The following is a 17277-nucleotide window of genomic DNA, read 5'->3' on the forward strand; positions in this document are numbered from 1 at the left end:
ATTCTTAAGGCATTTCACCCTTCCGCGAGCCGCTCCCCCGTCTGCGCATCGAACAGATGAACCGCTTCACTGTTGGCTTCCAGATACAAAGTCTGGTCGCCACTGGCACGAATACGCCCCGCGAACTGAACATGCAGTGGGAAACCGCTCCAGTCGATGTGCAGCAAACTGCTCTCACCGGTGACTTCCAGTAAGCGCAACGTTGCTGCTGGCAACTCACTTTGCGCGACGGGTTTTATATCGTGCGGACGCAGCCCAAGCGTCACGGGTTCGCCTTCACTGTTATTGGCCTTGCGCGCCCATTTCTCCGGAAGCCGGAACCACAACTGATTGCAGGCCACGCCCGGTTTTCCGTCGATATTCTGGAATACGCCTTTTAGCAAATTCATTGGCGGCGAACCGATAAACCGGGCCACAAAAGTGTTCACCGGCCTGTCGTAAATCGACAAGGGGTCGCCCTGCTGCACGATAAAACCGTCTTTCATCACCACGATATTATCGGCAAGCGTCATCGCCTCGATCTGATCGTGCGTCACGTACACCGTGGTGGTACGAAACTGCTGATGCAGCGATTTAATTTCCGCCCGCAGTTCCATGCGCAGTTGCGCATCCAGGTTGGACAGCGGCTCATCGAACAGAAAGACTTTTGGGTTACGCACCAGCGCACGCCCCATCGCCACACGCTGGCGCTGGCCGCCGGATAAATCTTTCGGCAAGCGTTTTAGCAGATTGCCAATGCCCAGCACGGTCGCCGCCTGCTGCACTTTCGCCTCTTGTTCGGCTTTGGGCACTTTCTTCACCTGCATGTGGAAGGCCATATTCTCAGCAACCGTCAGATGCGGATAGAGCGCATAACTTTGAAACACCATCGCGATATCACGGTCGGCAGGGTCGAAATCATTGATTTGTTGCTTATCGAGCAAAATGTCACCGTCAGTCAGTGACTCCAGCCCAGCCAGCAAGCGCAGCAACGTCGATTTTCCACACCCTGACGGGCCGACCAGCACGGTGAAGCTGCCGTCCGGAATGGTGAGATTCAGGGGTTTTAGCACCTGCACTTTGCCGTAATTCTTGGCGACGTTTACCAGTTCAACCAGAGCCATTCAGGTCTTCTCCACGAGGCCAAAAAGCGATTGCCAGTCAGGATAACGGCGCGGGGAACTGCTGATCGCACACCCCGCCACGCGCACACCCCATTGCAGCGCCGTGGCGAGGGGCAGCCCATAGATCAACGCGGATAAAAAACCGGCATTGAAGCTGTCCCCGGCACCAATGGTGTCGACCACCTCAACCGGCTGCCCAGGCTGATGCAGTGCAAGATTCGCCGCCCATAAACGCGCCCCATCCGGCCCACACTTCACGACGCAAAATGCATTATTTGGCATTTTTGCCAGCAAGCGCCGCGCGGCCTCATCAAGCTGAGAAGAATCTGCCAGTCCCAGAGTTTCGACTTCATTGAGCAGCAGCGCATCACAAAACGGCAGCCATGTTGCGGTTTGCTCACGCAGGGCATTGCTCCAGTCCTGCGGTGGCCAGCCACTGTCGACGGCAACGAAATATCCGCGATCTTTTAGCGTTGCCAGCAATTGTGGGTATTCGGCATACAGCGCAGTACACAGCCAGGTGCCGCACAGTAACACCCAGTCGCCAGGCTGTGCGGTTTCAGGGATCTGCGCCAGAACATCCTGCATAGAAAGACGGACGATGTGTCCCTGGTTACTGAAAAAGGTGCGCTCGTGGTCGGGATGCGTCACGCCGAACGTCAGCGACGTTTCGCACTCATAGGTTGGCCAGTGTGGTGCGCTTTCAGGAAACAGGCTCGCCAGCCAGAAGGTGAACTGATCGTGACCTTGATTGGCGACTAAACGGTAAGGCGACTCCAGTGCAGCCAGCGCTAACGCGCAATTTCCAGCGGAACCACCGGGGCGCAGAGAACTGCTTTCAAGCATCGCTTCGGTGCCTTTTTTCGGCCATTCACGCAGCGTACTCATGATCAAATCCACATTAATATTGCCCACCACGTACAGCGTGGCGCGGGTTTCTGGTTTCTTCATTATTTTGCATTTCCCATGATGCTGGCATTCATCCTTTACTGCCGCCGGCGGTGAGCCCGCTCACCAGCGTTTTTTGCAGCCAAAGAGCAATAAACAGCGGCGGAATAGCCGCAAGAATACCGACGGCGGCAATCAGGCCGTCATCGGTGGCACGCCCGGCGGTGAAACCCGCAATCGTGACCGGTAATGTCTGGGCGTTAATATTGTTAGTAAATAGCAGCGCGTAGAAAAACTCATCCCAGGCCAGCAACCAGCCGAACATGGCCGAAGCACCGAGTGCGGGTTTCGCCAGCGGCAAAGTTATCCTCAGTAAAACCTGCCAGTAGCGCAACCCGTCAAGACGCGCGGCCTGCTCAATATCAATGGGCAGAGCATCAAACTGGTTTTTCAGCATCCAGGTCAGGAACGGAATGATCATCGAGCAATACACCAGAATCAGCCCAATGTGCGTGTTGAGCAGCGCCAGCTTTTCCAGAATAAAGTACAGCGGCAGCACGAACGCCACCGGAGGCACCATGTAAATCGCAAGCCCGCCAAACAGCCAGATATCGCGTCCGGGATAGCGTGAAAAACTGTACGCCGCAGGTATCGCCAGCAGCAGCGAAATTAGCGTGGCACCGCAGGCCACCAGCAAGCTGTTGCCAAGGGCATGCAGGAACAAAGCCCCCGGTTGCCCCGCTTCCAGGGTCAACAGACTGGCATAGCGGCTGAAATCCCACTGGCGCGGCAGCCACTCCAGCGGAACGCGGGTCAAATCCTCCGCCGAACTGACGCTCATCAGAAACATCCAGAACAACGGCGCCAGAATAGACACGGCAAGAAGCGCTGCGGCAACATAGCGCAGAATAAGCCGGATTTTCTGTTTCATTCGATGCCCCCCGAACGACGCTGGCGTAACAACATCACCATATAAATCAGAATCAACACGGCACAAATCAGCGTCATGAGTATCGCGTAAGCGGCCCCGCTTCCGGCGCGCAGATAACTGAAAGATTCCTGGTAGACAAAGAAACTCACCGTTTTTGTACTGTCCAGCGGCCCACCACGGGTCATCACGTAGATGATGTCGAAAACTTTAAACGCGTCGATAGTGCGTAAAATCAGCGCCACTGCCAGCGGGGCGGCAATCGCCGGGAAGGTGATTTTGCGAAAACGACGGAAGGCCGATGCCCCGTCCAGGCGTGCAGCCTCATATAAATCGTCTGGGATGGTCTGTAACGCGGCCAGGACCAGCAGTGTGACCAGCGGATAGTTCTTCCAGATATCAGCGAACATCACTGCATTAATGGCGGACGACGGGTCGCCAAGCCAACTGCGATAGTTATCAATCACCCCTGACTGAGTTAACAAGGCGTTGATGCTGCCGTAATCCGGGTTGAAATTCAGCCGCCACATGGTGGCGTTGACGATAGTCGGCAGCGCCCAGGGTAAAATAACCAGCACCCGCAGCACGCTACGCCCCCAAAACTGCTGGTTGAGCAACAGCGCCGTTAGCACGCCAATAATGCCTTCGAAAATCACCGAAACTGCGGTGAAGTACAGCGTTCGCCAGAGTGCCTCGCGAAAGTCGGGGTCCGTCAGCGCATAGAGAAAGTTTTCGCTCCCCACCCAGCCTGGTGCTGTGCCATCGCCAATCAAACCTGCATCGGTAAAACTGAGCCACAGCGTGCGCACGAGCGGCCAGGCGGTCAGCAAAAACATCATGATCAGCATGGGTGCGAGGAGCAGCCAGGCTTGATGTTTCTCTCGTTGGCGTAAAGTCAGCATATAAATTCCCGGCCCGTCATCGTTCACCCATGACGGGCATTTTGGCTTTTACAAAACAGCTATACCCTAAATAATTCGAGTTGCAGGCAGGCGGCAAAGGAGCTTATCCCCAGGAGCTTACTTGAGTAAGTGACTGGGGTAAGTGAGTGCAGCCAACGCCCCTGCAGCTTGAAGTATGACGGGTATAATTAACGCAAACGATCGGCTGCTGTCGTTGCCGCCTCCATCCCCTCTTTCGCCGGGGTTTTCCCCTGCAAAACGGCCTGGATGTTTTGCTGCAATATATTCGACAAACGGGAGTAATCCGCCGTCACCGGGCGAGAGAGCATCACGTTCAACGAGGTTTTCGCAGCGGCAATCAGCGGCTCCTGACCTTTCTGTACAGCCGGATCGTCATAGGACGATTTCCAGATGGGCAGGCTCAGCTTGGCGTATTTGTCCTGAACCGGCTGTGAGGTCATGTAGCTGATGTATTCCCACGCCTGATCCGGGTGTGCGCTAGCTTTAGCGATGCCTAGCCCCATCGAACCGTTCACGCCAGCCGCACCGCCTGCGGTTTCACTTGGGGCTGGGATCACGCCAACATCACCCGCGACTTTGCTCTGTTTCGGGTCGTTCGCCATGTTGTACATGTACGTCCAGTTCAGCGCGAAAGCCGCATCACCGTTGGAGAAGGACTTGCGCACGTCCTCTTCCAGATATTCGCGGGAGTTCGGGTTGGTCAGCCCTTTATCCAGCGTCTGTTTCATGTAATCGATAGCTTTCATTGAGCCCGCATTGGTGAAGTTCAGCTTACCGTCTTGATAGAACTCACCTTTAAACGCCGACACCAGCGTCGTGTAGTCGCACAGCAACGCTTCAGACTGCGACCAACTCCAGACCAGCGGGTATTTCACAATGCCTTTTTCTTTCAGGATCGCAGACTGCTTCTCAACATCAGCCCAGGTGGCGGGCGGCGTGGTGATCCCCGCTTTTGCCAGCATCGCTTTGTTGTAATACAGATATTTGGTATCGAGGATCCACGGCATCCCCCAACGTTTGTCTTTGTAGGTCACGGTAGAGATCGCGCCGTCAAAAATTTTACTGCTCACATCAGCCGGAATACGGGTCGTCACGTCCTGCAACAGGCCAAACTTGTTAAATTCCGCAGGCCAAATAGCGTCAAAAAGCACCACGTCATAACCTTTGTCCCCCGCCCCTCGCGCCGCGACAATTTTGTCGTGCAGGGCTTCGTAAGGGACAAATTCCAGATTCACTTTGATATCAGGATGCTGTTTGGTGAAGTCGGCGGTCATCGCGCGGATATCCGCTTCGCTGTAGGCTGCCTGAGTCATAAACAGCGCACTGAGCGTGGTTTCAGCAAGCGCGCTGGCGGTGTATCCCATCGTGAGTACAGAGAGGGCGCACAAGGTGGCCGCAGGGGTAAATCGTAGGCTCATCGTCATTCTCCGAAACAGGGTTAAGTTGATTAAATCAATTTGATTGCTTTAATTGACTAAAAAAAATGGCCCGGCCTTGAAGCCAGCCCTGCGTCCCTGCCGAATGATGTATTGCTACTGGAGTGGTACAAGCAAAATCGAAAAGCTTCATAATGAATAGTAACTGGCGAACATCATTAACATGGCAATAACATTCAAAGCTGTGATGCCACCGTCAAATTCAATTCATTGTATTTCTACCCTAAATAATTCGAGTTGCAGCCCCCCCTGCAGCTTGAAGTATGACGGGTATATAAAATCAATTTGATTGCTATATTACTGACATGGTTTCGCTACTGGGTACATGGCCGTGATAACCACTTCTGGCACCAATCTTGAACACGCCCGCGCCCACAATCGTCGGGTCGTCATTGAAGCTATCCGCCTCAACGGGGAACTCACCCGTGCTGAAATCGCCCGACTCACGTCACTCACGCCCCAAACGGTGTCCAACATCGCGACCGAACTCGAACAGGTCGGCATTTTGTCCTCACACCTGCCGCGTCGTGCGGGCGGGCGTGGCCAACCCGCAACGCCACTGACACTCAATCCTGATAGCGCCTATTCCATCGGCATCCATCTTGATCATCAATCGCTGCTGGTTGTGCTGGTTGATCTCACCGGGCAGGTCCGCTTTCGCAAACTTGTCCATGTGCAGAAACCTCAGCCTGAACCCACGCTTGCCCTTATCGATCACATACAGCAAGAAATGCGCCAACAGGTGAAAATCGACTGGCGAAAAATATTAGGCGTCGGTGTCGTCATGCCCGGTCCCTTTGGAGTTGAAGGTATCTCCTCACAAGGGCCAACCACGCTCCACGGCTGGGATAATGTCGATATCGAAGCGCGTTTAAGTGCGTTAACCGGGTGGCCGGTGACGCTGGAAAATGACGCCACGGTCGCCGCCATTGGCGAACGTTTTCACGGTGTCGCCAGGCAATTATCCTCATTCGTTTATCTGTATATCGGCACGGGCCTGGGGGCGGGGATCTTTACCGATGGGCGCATTTACACCGGGCATGCACACAATGCGGGCGAAATCGGCCATATGGTGGTGCAACCGGGCGGCCGTGACTGTTATTGCGGGAATAAAGGCTGCCTGGAACGCTATGTGTCGTTGCAGGCGGCGTACGAAGCCTGTGATCTCGACCCGATGACGGCCATGCCTGAAGATTTATTGAATGTCGATGAAACGCAAATCGAGAGTTGGCTGGATACCGCCGTCGAACCCGCATGCCAGGCGATTAATATTATGGAGTGTGTGTTCGATGCGCAGTGCGTGATTATCGGCGGGATGATGCCGCAACCGCTGGTTGAAAAGCTGATTAACCGCCTGACACCACTGTATAATTCCGTGCGCAGCCGATATCCGAAAGCGGCCAGAATTCGCATTGGCATGTCCGGCAGCGATACGCCCGCATTAGGTGCCGCCGCTTTACCGATATTCGATGAATTTAACCCTCAATATGAGGTTCTGCTGAAATAGCGGCGCGGAATAGCCAGGATATATAAATATGCGGGGAGCGGTGACAGTCCGCCCCCCTGCACCGTTTCTGTCTATCAACCCTCTGGCATAGCCGAAGAATGGTGCGTAGAGATTTTCCACTCTTTGCCATCCCACGCGTAGGTGAAGGTATAACGCGCTGAAACAGTAGACTTATCGGCGAAAGTAAACGTGTAGGTACCGGTATCTATCGCCTTATTACAGCCCAGGCGAATGGTACGGGTGTCTATTTTCCCGGTCGGTTTTTTCGCGAGGAAGTGCTCAAAATAGTCGATGCGTTCCGCGTCAGTTAAACGCGCCTGGTTAGAGACAGTTGGCAGCAAAACCGCATCGCTGAGGTAGTTCTCAGAAACCGTCTTCGCATTCCCCGTTTTCAGAGACTCGTTCCACTTATCAAACAAACCTTCTATTTGAGCTTTATCGACCTTCACACATTCGGGCGCAGGTGTGGATGCAGGTGCAGCAAAGACAGAACCGGAAAGTAGCGTGAGCGAAACGGCAAAACCAATGAGTTTATTCATTTTAATGATTCCACTATGAATTCACTGAATAGAATTAGCTGCATGCACTTAATGTGATAATTAGAGAAACCAAGAAGGGAAAAAATATTTAATACGATGAAATAATTATGAAATTTAGAATTATCGCCACGCGAACAGCGAACTAATATCTTCTTTATTGTAGTTCAGCATACGCTCACCTGCTCCCGGCGCTCATAATCACCGGCAAGCGGATTTGCCGCAGGGTAACGGCTGTATGATGTTTGACGTTAAACACGGCGGTTATCAGCCCACCACTGAACAAGACTCAACCACATGAGCACCTGTCGGAAGCACTATCATGCGTCAACATTCAGCCAAGTTTGCTGAATGTTGACGCCATATCTAATCGTTTGGTTTAGCTAATATTATTCATCCGGCCTAAATAATTCCATTCCCCTTTTTGCCCTTCAAACCAAATCCACATTTGTTTACATCCCTGGTCCGGAATAAATATTCTAAACTGCGGGTTTGGGCTTTGCGTGACGACAGTGCCAGAACATCCTTTGACGATTGTCTTCCCGACTTCTGTAAATTTCGTTGTCATAACCGAGCCGGGATAAATCTCACTCCACGTTCCATTACCGGCTCTTTGCCATGTTCGGATTCCTTTATTGAGGCCAGATGTATAATCAAACTGAAATGCCGTAACAGGTTTAGACTTTGTTACTACCACGACAGGATTAATCCATCGATACACATAGTTAACGGATTTAAAAGTAAATATGCAAAGTACACCAAACCCCAACACGACAAGCGCTAATGTTATTCCCGAGAGGTTGCGCCTCTCTGTATGCAGGAAATTCACAAACCGATAAGCACTTCTAGCAACCGGCCGTTCTATTTTCCGAACAAATCTCACCCGATGATTAAATTCCTTTTTATAGGGTTTATCCGTATACATTACTTTTGCGTTATCTAATCCATATGGCATACGTCTATTGTTACTTCTTGCAGGTAATGGTACCAGTGAGAAAATAACCAACAGTAATAAAATAACCGAGGGGGTAAGCGCTAACATTGCAGGCAACGCTTTGATTCCTTCATCTTTTAACGCACTCACTCCCGGAAAAATTAAATCACTCAAATCAAAATAAAACTGCCTGATCTGGATTGAGAATCCAGCATAGTAAAATGCGGCACCCGCAAGAGTTGACATCAAGAAATAAATAATAAACCAAAGACTGACAAGGTAAGTCACTCTCCAAAAAGTAGATTTAACTTTAACCCTCATATAAAGGAAAGAGGCAACAACACCGCTAAACAAAGCGATTGAAAAATAGCAAGAAAACATAATCAGCAAAGGTAAAACCTCAGATAAAACCCCAGAGACACCTTCTATCTCCCCTCTATAAACATCTCTAATAAACCCTGTTTTTACAAAAATGGAGACCAGACACCCAGCTAAAGAAACAATAAAGAGAAGAATCATTTTACTAAATATAGAAGGGAGTTTAACCCCTTTGTAAATCAAGGATGAAGAGACTCTATTAATATGGTTCATAACCACCATTGAAATAACAACTATTAACACACCGGTACCTACAGTAAAGTAAAGATCACTCACAATATCATCGATATTTTTAGACATAGAATCTAAATCATTAACATTAAGATATGATGTAATAAACTCAAATAAGTTATCTGAAACAAGAGATGCTGCACTAATAATTATGAATGATAAAGAAAACACCAAGCCGTAATTAACCTTCATCCAAAGATACCCACTGGCTAAATTTTCTTTTCTACTTTCAGAACCCGGATGGAAAGAAAATAACTGATACTTCTTGGCTTTGTTTTGAGACAAGCGTTCGATAATACTTTTCCTGTACCCTGTCTGCGCAGCCAGTTCATCAGTAAGTAACTCCCTGACACGGATAAAATGGCGAGCAATCAATGTGACCGCAATAATAAACATTACATTATAAAGTACATTAAACAATGATTGTGGTATTGCTTTTAAAAAGTAACTAACATATGGAGTGAGATGTCCTTGCAACACAAATGAATAATCTAACCATATCCCCCAATAATGAACTTCAGCAGTAATAATTTTTAACAAACTTAGAGAGATAAATGCATAAGTAAAATTAAGAAGGTAAGTAATATACCAGGCGTCTTTTCTGACAATATGTGCACATTCATGCGCCACCACACCAGAAATATCCTCACCTTTGTTAAAAGACATCAGTAAACCTTTTTCAAGGACAATGTAGGGCCTGAATAAGTTGTACTGATAAAAAGCATTTCTACCCATCGTTGAGGTAGTAAGAACACGGATATTTTTGACAGTGAGGTTTCTGCAAACACCCTCGCAAAATTTATTTACTGCTCGCTCATCCATCGGAAGTGGGCACACACCATATTTAATGTTGCGACTGACATTTCTGTATATCCCAATGGCAAGTGATAAGACAACAAGTATGCAAACATCATAAACACCTGAAGCAGCGACTTTATCATCCATAATGATTTGATGAAATAATACAAATGGTCCATATCCATAGTAAAAGATCAAACACATGATCAAAATTAATAAATTAACGCCAACTTTTGTTTCATCATAGAATGAGAGAGGATCAATTCTGTCCATACTTTACCTCGATTCAGCCAGGTATAGTTTAACAATAATTGCATTAGCAATTACTTCGGCCGTCTCCCGCGAAATTTTATTTTTCAGGCAATAAGCAAAGACTAATTTCCTCACCTCATCCGGTGAGTGATTTATTTTATACTCTACATTCTTAGAGTTAGAATGACTGTCTTTAAAGTATTCTTTTAATTTATCCAGACTTATTGACACCATTTTCTCAAGAAATACAGGTGCAATGATCCCGAGAACATACTTGATAATAAAAAACAGTTGCTGCGAGGTATATTGCAATACCTCTCCGGAATCGAAAGCCCCAGGAAGTTCTTCCATATTCTTCATATCATGAGAATTATAGACGATCTCGCTTAGATATTTTTTCTCCGTGGGGTCTACATCATCCAAAGCAATCGACACAATATCCCAGGCTAATAAATCTTTTGAATTGATATTCATAGCACCCTCGCGCAAACCATAGTCTGAATCAACAAGCGATAGCAGAATAAGCGTCAAACTCAGAGAATGTGAGTTAACTACAAGTATAGTTTGAGCGAAAATCGTGGATCTAATAGAAAAATATTATTTTCCTTTATCCACTCAGCATTTTATTTGAAGTATCGATGAAGAGGGTTTCTTCATCGATATCCTTCAATCATCCATGTCACTGATGGGTCACTTAATCTGTCCGATTTGCTTGCGGATATGATGCTGCAACACTGCCAGCATACTGGCACCTGACAGGCCAATCATCAGCGCGCCATTCACCGCTTCCAGCGGACCCAGCAGTTTCCACTGAGGACTCATGACGATGTCGCCATAACCCAGCGTGGCGAAGTTTACGCCTGAGTGGTAAACGGCTTCTTTCAGCGTGGAGAATTCCCCCAGCCACAGGAACAACATTCCCCAAAGCAAAATCTGTAGCAAGTTCCCCATCAGAACGATAATGATGATACCAAACAGCGCCAACACCCCCGCGAACATCCCTTCTCGTTGGTGAAAGCGTTTGATGTAAAAACGAATACAGCCGATAGATACCCACGACTGCAACAGCATATTTAGCAGGATGACCGGCATCCCCGTCAGTAAAACCAGCAACATATTACTCTCCTGGGGTGGCTTCCACCGCGGGCTGGCCACTCGGGTGCCAGCGTTCAATAATCACAACACATGCCCAACCATAGAGGGCAACCGCTACATATAAAGAGCAACGCATGGCCGATGCCAACCAGACGTCTTTACCCGCAGCGCTATCCTGAATCGCCGGGCCAAACAAGATAAGGCAGGTGACCCAGGCATTACTCCAGAAAGAAGGCGTGAACCGGTTAGCCACCAGCCGCACCATGCGTCGGGCAACCCACAAACTGACCAGTGCCAGCCACAGCACCAGCATCAGTAGCGACGGCCAGATACTCAGACCAAACCACATCACCACCGCCAGCACCGCCCCCATCAGCGTCGAAAACACCAGCTCTCGCCCCACCTGCTTTGCTGCCAGCGTGTTGGTTTGCTGCGCCAGCATCACGGTCTTCATTACCGCCGGGATATAGAAAGCGGGGTTGCTCAAGGCCAGAAGCCAAACCGGTAACACAATCAGTACCGCGCGTAAGGCCAGTTGATGCGGAGAGTCAGGTGGAAGCGACACTTTCGTCGCCGCGGCTGGTGTGGGATGCGGAGGAAAGAGCGCCAGTGCAAACCGGTTAACCACCGTACCGATAATAATGCCGAGGCCCATCATCTGAGCGATGCCAATGGCGAGTGACTGTTCAATAAGACCCGCAATCGGAATGATGGTGACGGCCGTTATCAGCAACATCGCCTGAGTGCCTTTTCCCGCCAGCCCCATCAACATCAGCAGATATAGCAGCAAGCCGGTGAACAGCAATGCAGGCAGCGGATAATGCGTCAGTAAGGGCACCATCAACACCCCGCCAATCATGGTCGCCATCAGCACGATGCCAACCACGATCCCCTTTTTGATCGGTAACGGTTTGCCCTGACACAGCACAATCCAGGCCATGATGCACCCCAGATGGGGCATCGGTAGCGCGAGTCCAAAACAGACCAGCGCCGCGATGGCTGTTCCGAAGCCTATCCTCAGTACCGCGCGATCTCCGTTATGCATGGTGCAGCACCTTAGTAGATATACGAGAACAGGCTCATCAACCGGATGTAGATGCTACCTAAAAAGCTCATCAGGCCACTGCCGTTCGCGTACACCAGCACATCGGCTTGCCCGCCCACCCGTAAACCTTCGGCGGGGGGGAAGTCATCTTTAGAAAACGCAATCTTCACCGGGAAACGCTGCGCCTGACGCAACCAATCGCGGTTATTGTCGACCGTTGGCAGTACGCCCGCAGGCTGGCTTTGGGAGGCACTGATGCCATAACCGATACTGCGCACCTGCCCTGTGAAGATATGGCCGGGTATGCTGTCGAGCAGAATGGCGACTTCAGCACCAGGCTTCACGTTGCCAATGTTGTTCTCGGTCATGTCTGCGCTAATCCAGACATCGTTAATCGCCACCAGCGTCATCACCGGTGCGCCCGCCCCGAGGAACTGGCCAATATCAGTGCGCAAATCCGTCACCAGGCCACGGTTGGTGGCAACGACGACGGTATTTTTCCTGTCCAACTCGGCTTTATGTACCGCAGAACGCGCACTCAGAAGCTGTGAGTTGTTTTCACCCGCAAGGCCTGCCGCTTCAGTGGCACGGCGTACATCAGCCGCGGCGGCGGCCATCGAGCTACGCGCGGTTTCACGCGTGGCTTGCGCCACTTCAAGACGACGCACTGAAATCGTACCCGGGTCTTCCCGATACAGACGCTCCTGGCGTTCAGCATCTTTGGCTGCATTCTGGTAAGCGGCTGTCGCCGCCTGCAAACCGGCTTTGGCGGCAACAATCGTTTCAGAGTTTGCCTTGACCGAACTCAGAACCGTTTCATAATCCGAACGCGCTTTTGACAGTGCGATGTCGTAAGGCTCCGGATCAAGTTCGAACAACCGATCGCCAGGTTCCACCCGTTGATTGTCCTTCACATACACTTTCTGGATCTGACCGGAGACTTCTGCGGATATTGGGATCACAAATGCCTGAATTCTGGCCTGCGAGGTATAGGGCGTGAGCCTGTCGGCCGCTAAATACCAGCAGAGCAGTAAAACGATCACGGCGAGGAGCGTTAACACGCCGCGACGACTGGCTTTTCCCGCCGGGGATGAGGGTTCGGTCATTGCTGTTTACCTTCTTTAAGATCGGTTGCTGCTGGCAGAGGAGCATCAAGCAACGGGATCCAGTCATCCCGCTCACGTAAATGGGCGTCGGTTTCTTTGTCTACCAACGGACGCTGACGCCCTTTCTCCCAGCCACCACCCAGTGCTTTGTAGAGCGTAATCAGATCGCGCATCAGTGCGCCCCGGCTGTTCACCAGACGCTCCTGTTGATTGAACAACGCTCTTTGCGAATCCAGTACACGCTGGAAATCAGCCATCCCCTCGCGATATTGCGTATTGGCAATATCCAGAGAACGGTTAGCCGCCTCCCCGGTTTGGGTCAGCAACTCGATTTCATCTTTGCCATTGGCGTAAGCGGTGGCCGCATCGTCGACTTCACGCGCGGCCTGGAACACGGCATCCCGATAGCGTTCATGCAGTTGCAGGAATCGAGCGTCTTGTACCAGCACCTGATTACCGAGCCGCCCTTGATCGAGCAGATTCCAACTGAAGGTCGGCCCCGCAGCCCAGGATAACGAGTTGCTGCCGCCATTACGTCCGCTGATCCCGACGCTGCCGATAAGCGAAATTGAAGGATAGAGTTCGGCTTCTGCGACACCAATAAGCGCCGACTGAGCAGCCAGCTGGCGTTCGGCGACGCGCACATCAGGTCGACGACGTAACAAGTCGGCGGGCAGTTCGGACACCAGAGACAAATTGCCTTGAGGAAGCTCGCCTGTATTCGTCGCCATTTCTGGCAGCGGCCCTGGTTTTCGCGCCAGCAGCACGCTCAACGCGTTCTGACTCTGGCGAAGACTGGTTTCAAGCTGAGGGATACTGGAGAGCGTCGACAAGTATTGGGTTTTCGCTTGTTGCACATCCAGTTCGGCACTGTTGCCGCTCAGGAACAGTTTCTCGGTAATCTCGAGGCTTCGCCGCTGAATTTTGGCGTTGCTGCGCGTGATGTCCAGGCGCGCTTCTAGCGTGCGGATACTCACATAAATCTGCGCCACCTGTGCAGCCATCAGCACTTGAATATCATCGTACTGAGCAAGCGTTGCGAAGTAACTCGCATCGGCCGATTCAACACCGCGCTGGAATTTGCCCCAAAAATCAATTTCCCAGCCCAGATTGAAGCCTGCTCCATAGTTGGTGCTTGAAATGTAACGGTTATCACGGCGCTGGCCGCCAGTAATCACCTCACCACTTCCGATGGTTGCCTGCGGGCCAAGTAAGCTCTCAGCAATCCCCAGTTGGGCGCGTGATTCCAACAGACGCAGCCCCGCAATTTTCACGTCAGGGTTTTTGCGTAAAGCTTCATTGATAAGCGCCGTCAGCGTTGGATCGTTGAGTTGGATCCACCACTGATCGTAGTTTTGCGAGGATGTCCGGGAAGAGATACCCTGGGTTGATGGCTGCCACTGGGTCATTTCCGGAACTTTTGGGGCCTTATAATCAGGCCCCAGAACAGTACATGCGGACAACACCAGGCAGGCGCCCCCTGTTAACAGGAAGCGCCCAAAAAAGCTGTCATTGAGCATCTTTTCCGCTCGCCGCCAGGCCATCTGGACCCTGGTTGACCCAGGCCATGAAGATACGATAACCGATGGAAAGCAACGTCGCCCCGACGAACATACCCAGAATACCGCTGGCTGCCATACCGCCCAGAGCACCTAACAGCACTACAGGCATCGGCGCATCTACACCGCGTCCCAGCAGCAAAGGTTTAAGCACGTTATCGGCCATACCCGCAATCAGCAGCAGCACGGTAAAGACGACATTCATCACCATACCGTGATCGCCCGTCATCCACATGATGGCAATAGCCGGAGCCGTGACCAGGATAACCGGCACCTGAGCGATACCCAGAATCAGCGCCAGAACAAAGAAGATGCCCACAGCAGGAATGCCCGCTACGGCCATGACAATACCCGCCAACAGTGCCTGAATGAAGGCGACCCCGATAACCCCCATCGCAACGGCACGAATGGTGCCGGTACACAGTTTGGTCAACGCCAGGCCTCTTTGTGTATCGGTGATGCGTATGGCGATGCGATCGGCGCTCAGTGCACCTGCCGCTCCCCAGGCCATCATGATCCCGGCCACGATGAAGGAGAAGACAAAACCGAGCAATCCACCGCCCATACTCGCCAGCACGCCAACGACCTGTTTAGCGATGTCCCCCAGCTGTGGGCGATAGCTGCTGATAAGACCGGGTAAATCAGTCGAAGCCTTGAGCCACAAAACGTACACTTTCCCGCCCACTACCGGAATCGAGGCGATGTGAGCAGAAGGTGCCGGGATAACCAGGCTATCGCTGCTGACCCTTTCCACAAGGTGGCTTACGCTATCACCCAGTGAAGAGAGCATGGCGATAGTTGGCAACACGATTAATACGATGCCGAGCAGCACCAGTACCGTGGCAGCCAAACCTTGTTTGCCTCCCATTCGAGATGCAAAACGCTGATGCAAAGGATACAAAGTGACCGCCAAAATAAGCGCCCACAGCAACATATTCATGAAAGGTGAAAGGACGGTAAAACAGAAAGACCCTAGTCCCAGGATAAGAACAAGCTTGATGAACATATCCAGAAATCTGGCAACCAGTCTTTTCTCGACGACGGTGGATAGTTCGTTATTTTCCATGATGAGGTTATTCCAAATTTAATAGTGACCACGTAGTTATCCTGACCTGGCACAATAAAGGCAGGCCAGCGGATAGCTGGTATTGCATTAAAATAGGCGAGCGATTATTTCAGTGATAGGAATGAACTCAATACTCATTGAATTCATTCCACTATTTCCATGATAGAACAAACAGGCACACTTGCAAAGAATGGGCAGTACGGAAGGAATGAATAGTTTAATACCTAAAAACAAACACAAAAAACCATTCAATATAATCGTGATTTTGTTTTTACATAGTATTTATAACTACATTAAAGGTGATTAATCAGAATTAAAATCTACAAACAGCTATTTTTTATTAGCATGTGTTATGTAAGCAGTTGTAATGCTTTCGAACCGGAGGAAATACCACTAAATAATGAGAGAGATAGCATTTACAGCCCAGCACACGCCTGCGTTATATGCTTTACCACCCCTGATGACTTCGCTCTATGGGAATAGAAAAGTGGTCAACTCATACAAAGCCAAACGATAGAAACACTTACGTTATTCCGTTAGCACGGTAATTAAAAATCACCACTGAAGTGTAAAAAAATACAATGCATTTCTTATTTTTAAATAAACATTAATTATCTGGAATAAAATTAATTTATTACTCGGGCTTCACGTCCGGCAATGACAATAAAAACGGTCAAACTGATTTATTCTTGATGAAGGATGTCCCTCACGCAAATCCACCCTACAACAGTTTTCCTTTGGCGGGTTAGCGTCCCGCTCACAAAGTCATTAGAAACTAGCTTGTCGACGCTTAACGACTTAAACGGCATTGAGAAATGTCTATTCGTTTATTTTTAAACAATAAAAAACTGGCAAAACTCAAAAACTGGACCATAGTCAATAGCGTAGGGATCGCATTGTATTTTCCACAACCAATAAAATGAGGTTTGTCATGAAAATAGCGCAAGTCATTATTGCAACATTTGCTTTGGGCGCGGTGTCTTTTGGCGCCATCTCAGCTGAGTTGCTGACGAAGGAAGCGTATAACAGCCATAAAGATGAGTATGTGAAAATCGGCACTATCACCACCAGCGGTGAAACGGCACCGAGTGATGCCAAAGCTGAGCTATCCAAAAAAGCTGATGAGTTGGGTGGCAAGTTTTACGTTGTGACGTCTGCTGATACCGAGAATAAAATTCACGGCACAGCCGATGTATACAACAAGAAGTAAGCGCCGAACTGATTAACTGAAAATGGGCAACTTATGCGTTGCCCATTAGTCTGTTTTCCCGTCCCCCCCATAGCAGACCACCTTCCCTACCTATACCCAAAATAATTCGAGTTGCTTGAAGGCGGCAAAGCAGTGAATCCCCAAGAGCTTACTTGAGTAAGTGACTGGGGTGAGCGGGTGCAGCCAACGCATAAGCAACTTGAAGTATGCGGGTATAAATGCCTTATACTTTGCCATCCGCACTCGATTGAAATACCTGAACAACACAGGTATCTGGGTTTA

At 50.2% G+C, this 17277-nt stretch carries 15 protein-coding genes; 2 read left to right on the forward strand and 13 right to left on the reverse strand.

Features of this window, described 5'->3' with window-relative positions; genetic code table 11:
* Window positions 1–14 precede the first annotated feature (14 nt).
* The 5 genes from RHD99_RS18115 to RHD99_RS18135 all read right to left on the reverse strand — a co-directional run bounded on the left by RHD99_RS18115 (window position 15) and on the right by RHD99_RS18135 (window position 5260).
* Window positions 15–1103 carry an ABC transporter ATP-binding protein gene (locus tag RHD99_RS18115; RefSeq protein ID WP_309875698.1) on the reverse strand — a complete coding sequence of 363 codons (1089 nt, stop codon included), beginning with the start codon at window positions 1101–1103 and terminating at the stop codon, window positions 15–17.
* Window positions 1104–2054, reverse strand: a complete 951-nt coding sequence (locus tag RHD99_RS18120) for a carbohydrate kinase family protein (protein WP_309875700.1) — start codon at window positions 2052–2054, stop codon at window positions 1104–1106.
* A gap of 28 nt (window positions 2055–2082) precedes the next feature.
* A complete protein-coding gene (locus RHD99_RS18125; protein WP_309875702.1) occupies window positions 2083–2922 on the reverse strand; it encodes a carbohydrate ABC transporter permease in 840 nt (279 codons plus the stop codon).
* Window positions 2919–3821, reverse strand: coding sequence for a carbohydrate ABC transporter permease (locus RHD99_RS18130; protein ID WP_309875704.1), 903 nt, complete (start codon window positions 3819–3821; stop codon window positions 2919–2921). The genes RHD99_RS18125 and RHD99_RS18130 overlap by 4 nt, the downstream gene beginning before the upstream one ends.
* 188 nt (window positions 3822–4009) lie before the next feature.
* Complete coding sequence (locus tag RHD99_RS18135; protein WP_309875706.1) at window positions 4010–5260, reverse strand: extracellular solute-binding protein; 1251 nt, start codon at window positions 5258–5260, stop codon at window positions 4010–4012.
* A gap of 352 nt (window positions 5261–5612) precedes the next feature.
* On the opposite strand from RHD99_RS18135, the gene RHD99_RS18140 reads away from it, so the two are divergent.
* The gene (locus RHD99_RS18140; protein WP_309879206.1) at window positions 5613–6785 is read left to right on the forward strand and encodes an ROK family transcriptional regulator; all 1173 of its coding nucleotides are present in this window, start codon (window positions 5613–5615) and stop codon (window positions 6783–6785) included.
* A gap of 74 nt (window positions 6786–6859) precedes the next feature.
* Here RHD99_RS18140 and RHD99_RS18145 read toward each other — a convergent pair whose 3' ends face one another.
* The 8 genes from RHD99_RS18145 to RHD99_RS18180 all read right to left on the reverse strand — a co-directional run bounded on the left by RHD99_RS18145 (window position 6860) and on the right by RHD99_RS18180 (window position 15785).
* Window positions 6860–7324: an SgcJ/EcaC family oxidoreductase gene (locus tag RHD99_RS18145; protein ID WP_183271195.1), complete on the reverse strand. Its 465-nt coding sequence runs from the start codon at window positions 7322–7324 to the stop codon at window positions 6860–6862.
* Between the two features lie 376 nt (window positions 7325–7700).
* Window positions 7701–9935, reverse strand: a complete 2235-nt coding sequence (locus RHD99_RS18150; RefSeq protein ID WP_309875708.1) for a M48 family metalloprotease — start codon at window positions 9933–9935, stop codon at window positions 7701–7703.
* A 3-nt stretch (window positions 9936–9938) separates the two neighbouring features.
* Window positions 9939–10388 carry a hypothetical protein gene (locus tag RHD99_RS18155; RefSeq protein WP_309875710.1) on the reverse strand — a complete coding sequence of 150 codons (450 nt, stop codon included), beginning with the start codon at window positions 10386–10388 and terminating at the stop codon, window positions 9939–9941.
* Window positions 10389–10604: 216 nt separating this feature from the next.
* Window positions 10605–11030 (reverse strand): ion channel, encoded by a 426-nt coding sequence (locus RHD99_RS18160; protein WP_309875711.1) that lies wholly within the window; start codon window positions 11028–11030, stop codon window positions 10605–10607.
* Between the two features lies 1 nt (window position 11031).
* Window positions 11032–12054 carry a DUF2955 domain-containing protein gene (locus RHD99_RS18165; RefSeq protein ID WP_183271197.1) on the reverse strand — a complete coding sequence of 341 codons (1023 nt, stop codon included), beginning with the start codon at window positions 12052–12054 and terminating at the stop codon, window positions 11032–11034.
* Between the two features lie 11 nt (window positions 12055–12065).
* A complete protein-coding gene (locus RHD99_RS18170) occupies window positions 12066–13160 on the reverse strand; it encodes an HlyD family secretion protein (protein ID WP_309875713.1) in 1095 nt (364 codons plus the stop codon).
* Window positions 13157–14704, reverse strand: a complete 1548-nt coding sequence (locus RHD99_RS18175) for an efflux transporter outer membrane subunit (protein WP_309875715.1) — start codon at window positions 14702–14704, stop codon at window positions 13157–13159. The genes RHD99_RS18170 and RHD99_RS18175 overlap by 4 nt, the downstream gene beginning before the upstream one ends.
* Window positions 14670–15785 (reverse strand): AI-2E family transporter, encoded by a 1116-nt coding sequence (locus RHD99_RS18180; protein ID WP_309875717.1) that lies wholly within the window; start codon window positions 15783–15785, stop codon window positions 14670–14672. Before RHD99_RS18180 ends, RHD99_RS18175 begins: the two co-directional genes overlap by 35 nt.
* Window positions 15786–16716: 931 nt before the next feature.
* Here RHD99_RS18180 and yahO point away from each other — a divergent pair.
* The gene (yahO, locus tag RHD99_RS18185) at window positions 16717–16995 is read left to right on the forward strand and encodes a DUF1471 family periplasmic protein YahO (RefSeq protein WP_183271199.1); all 279 of its coding nucleotides are present in this window, start codon (window positions 16717–16719) and stop codon (window positions 16993–16995) included.
* The last annotated feature ends 282 nt before the right edge of the window (window positions 16996–17277 follow it).

Source organism: Buttiauxella selenatireducens, from assembly GCF_031432975.1.
Classification (GTDB): domain Bacteria; phylum Pseudomonadota; class Gammaproteobacteria; order Enterobacterales; family Enterobacteriaceae; genus Buttiauxella; species Buttiauxella selenatireducens.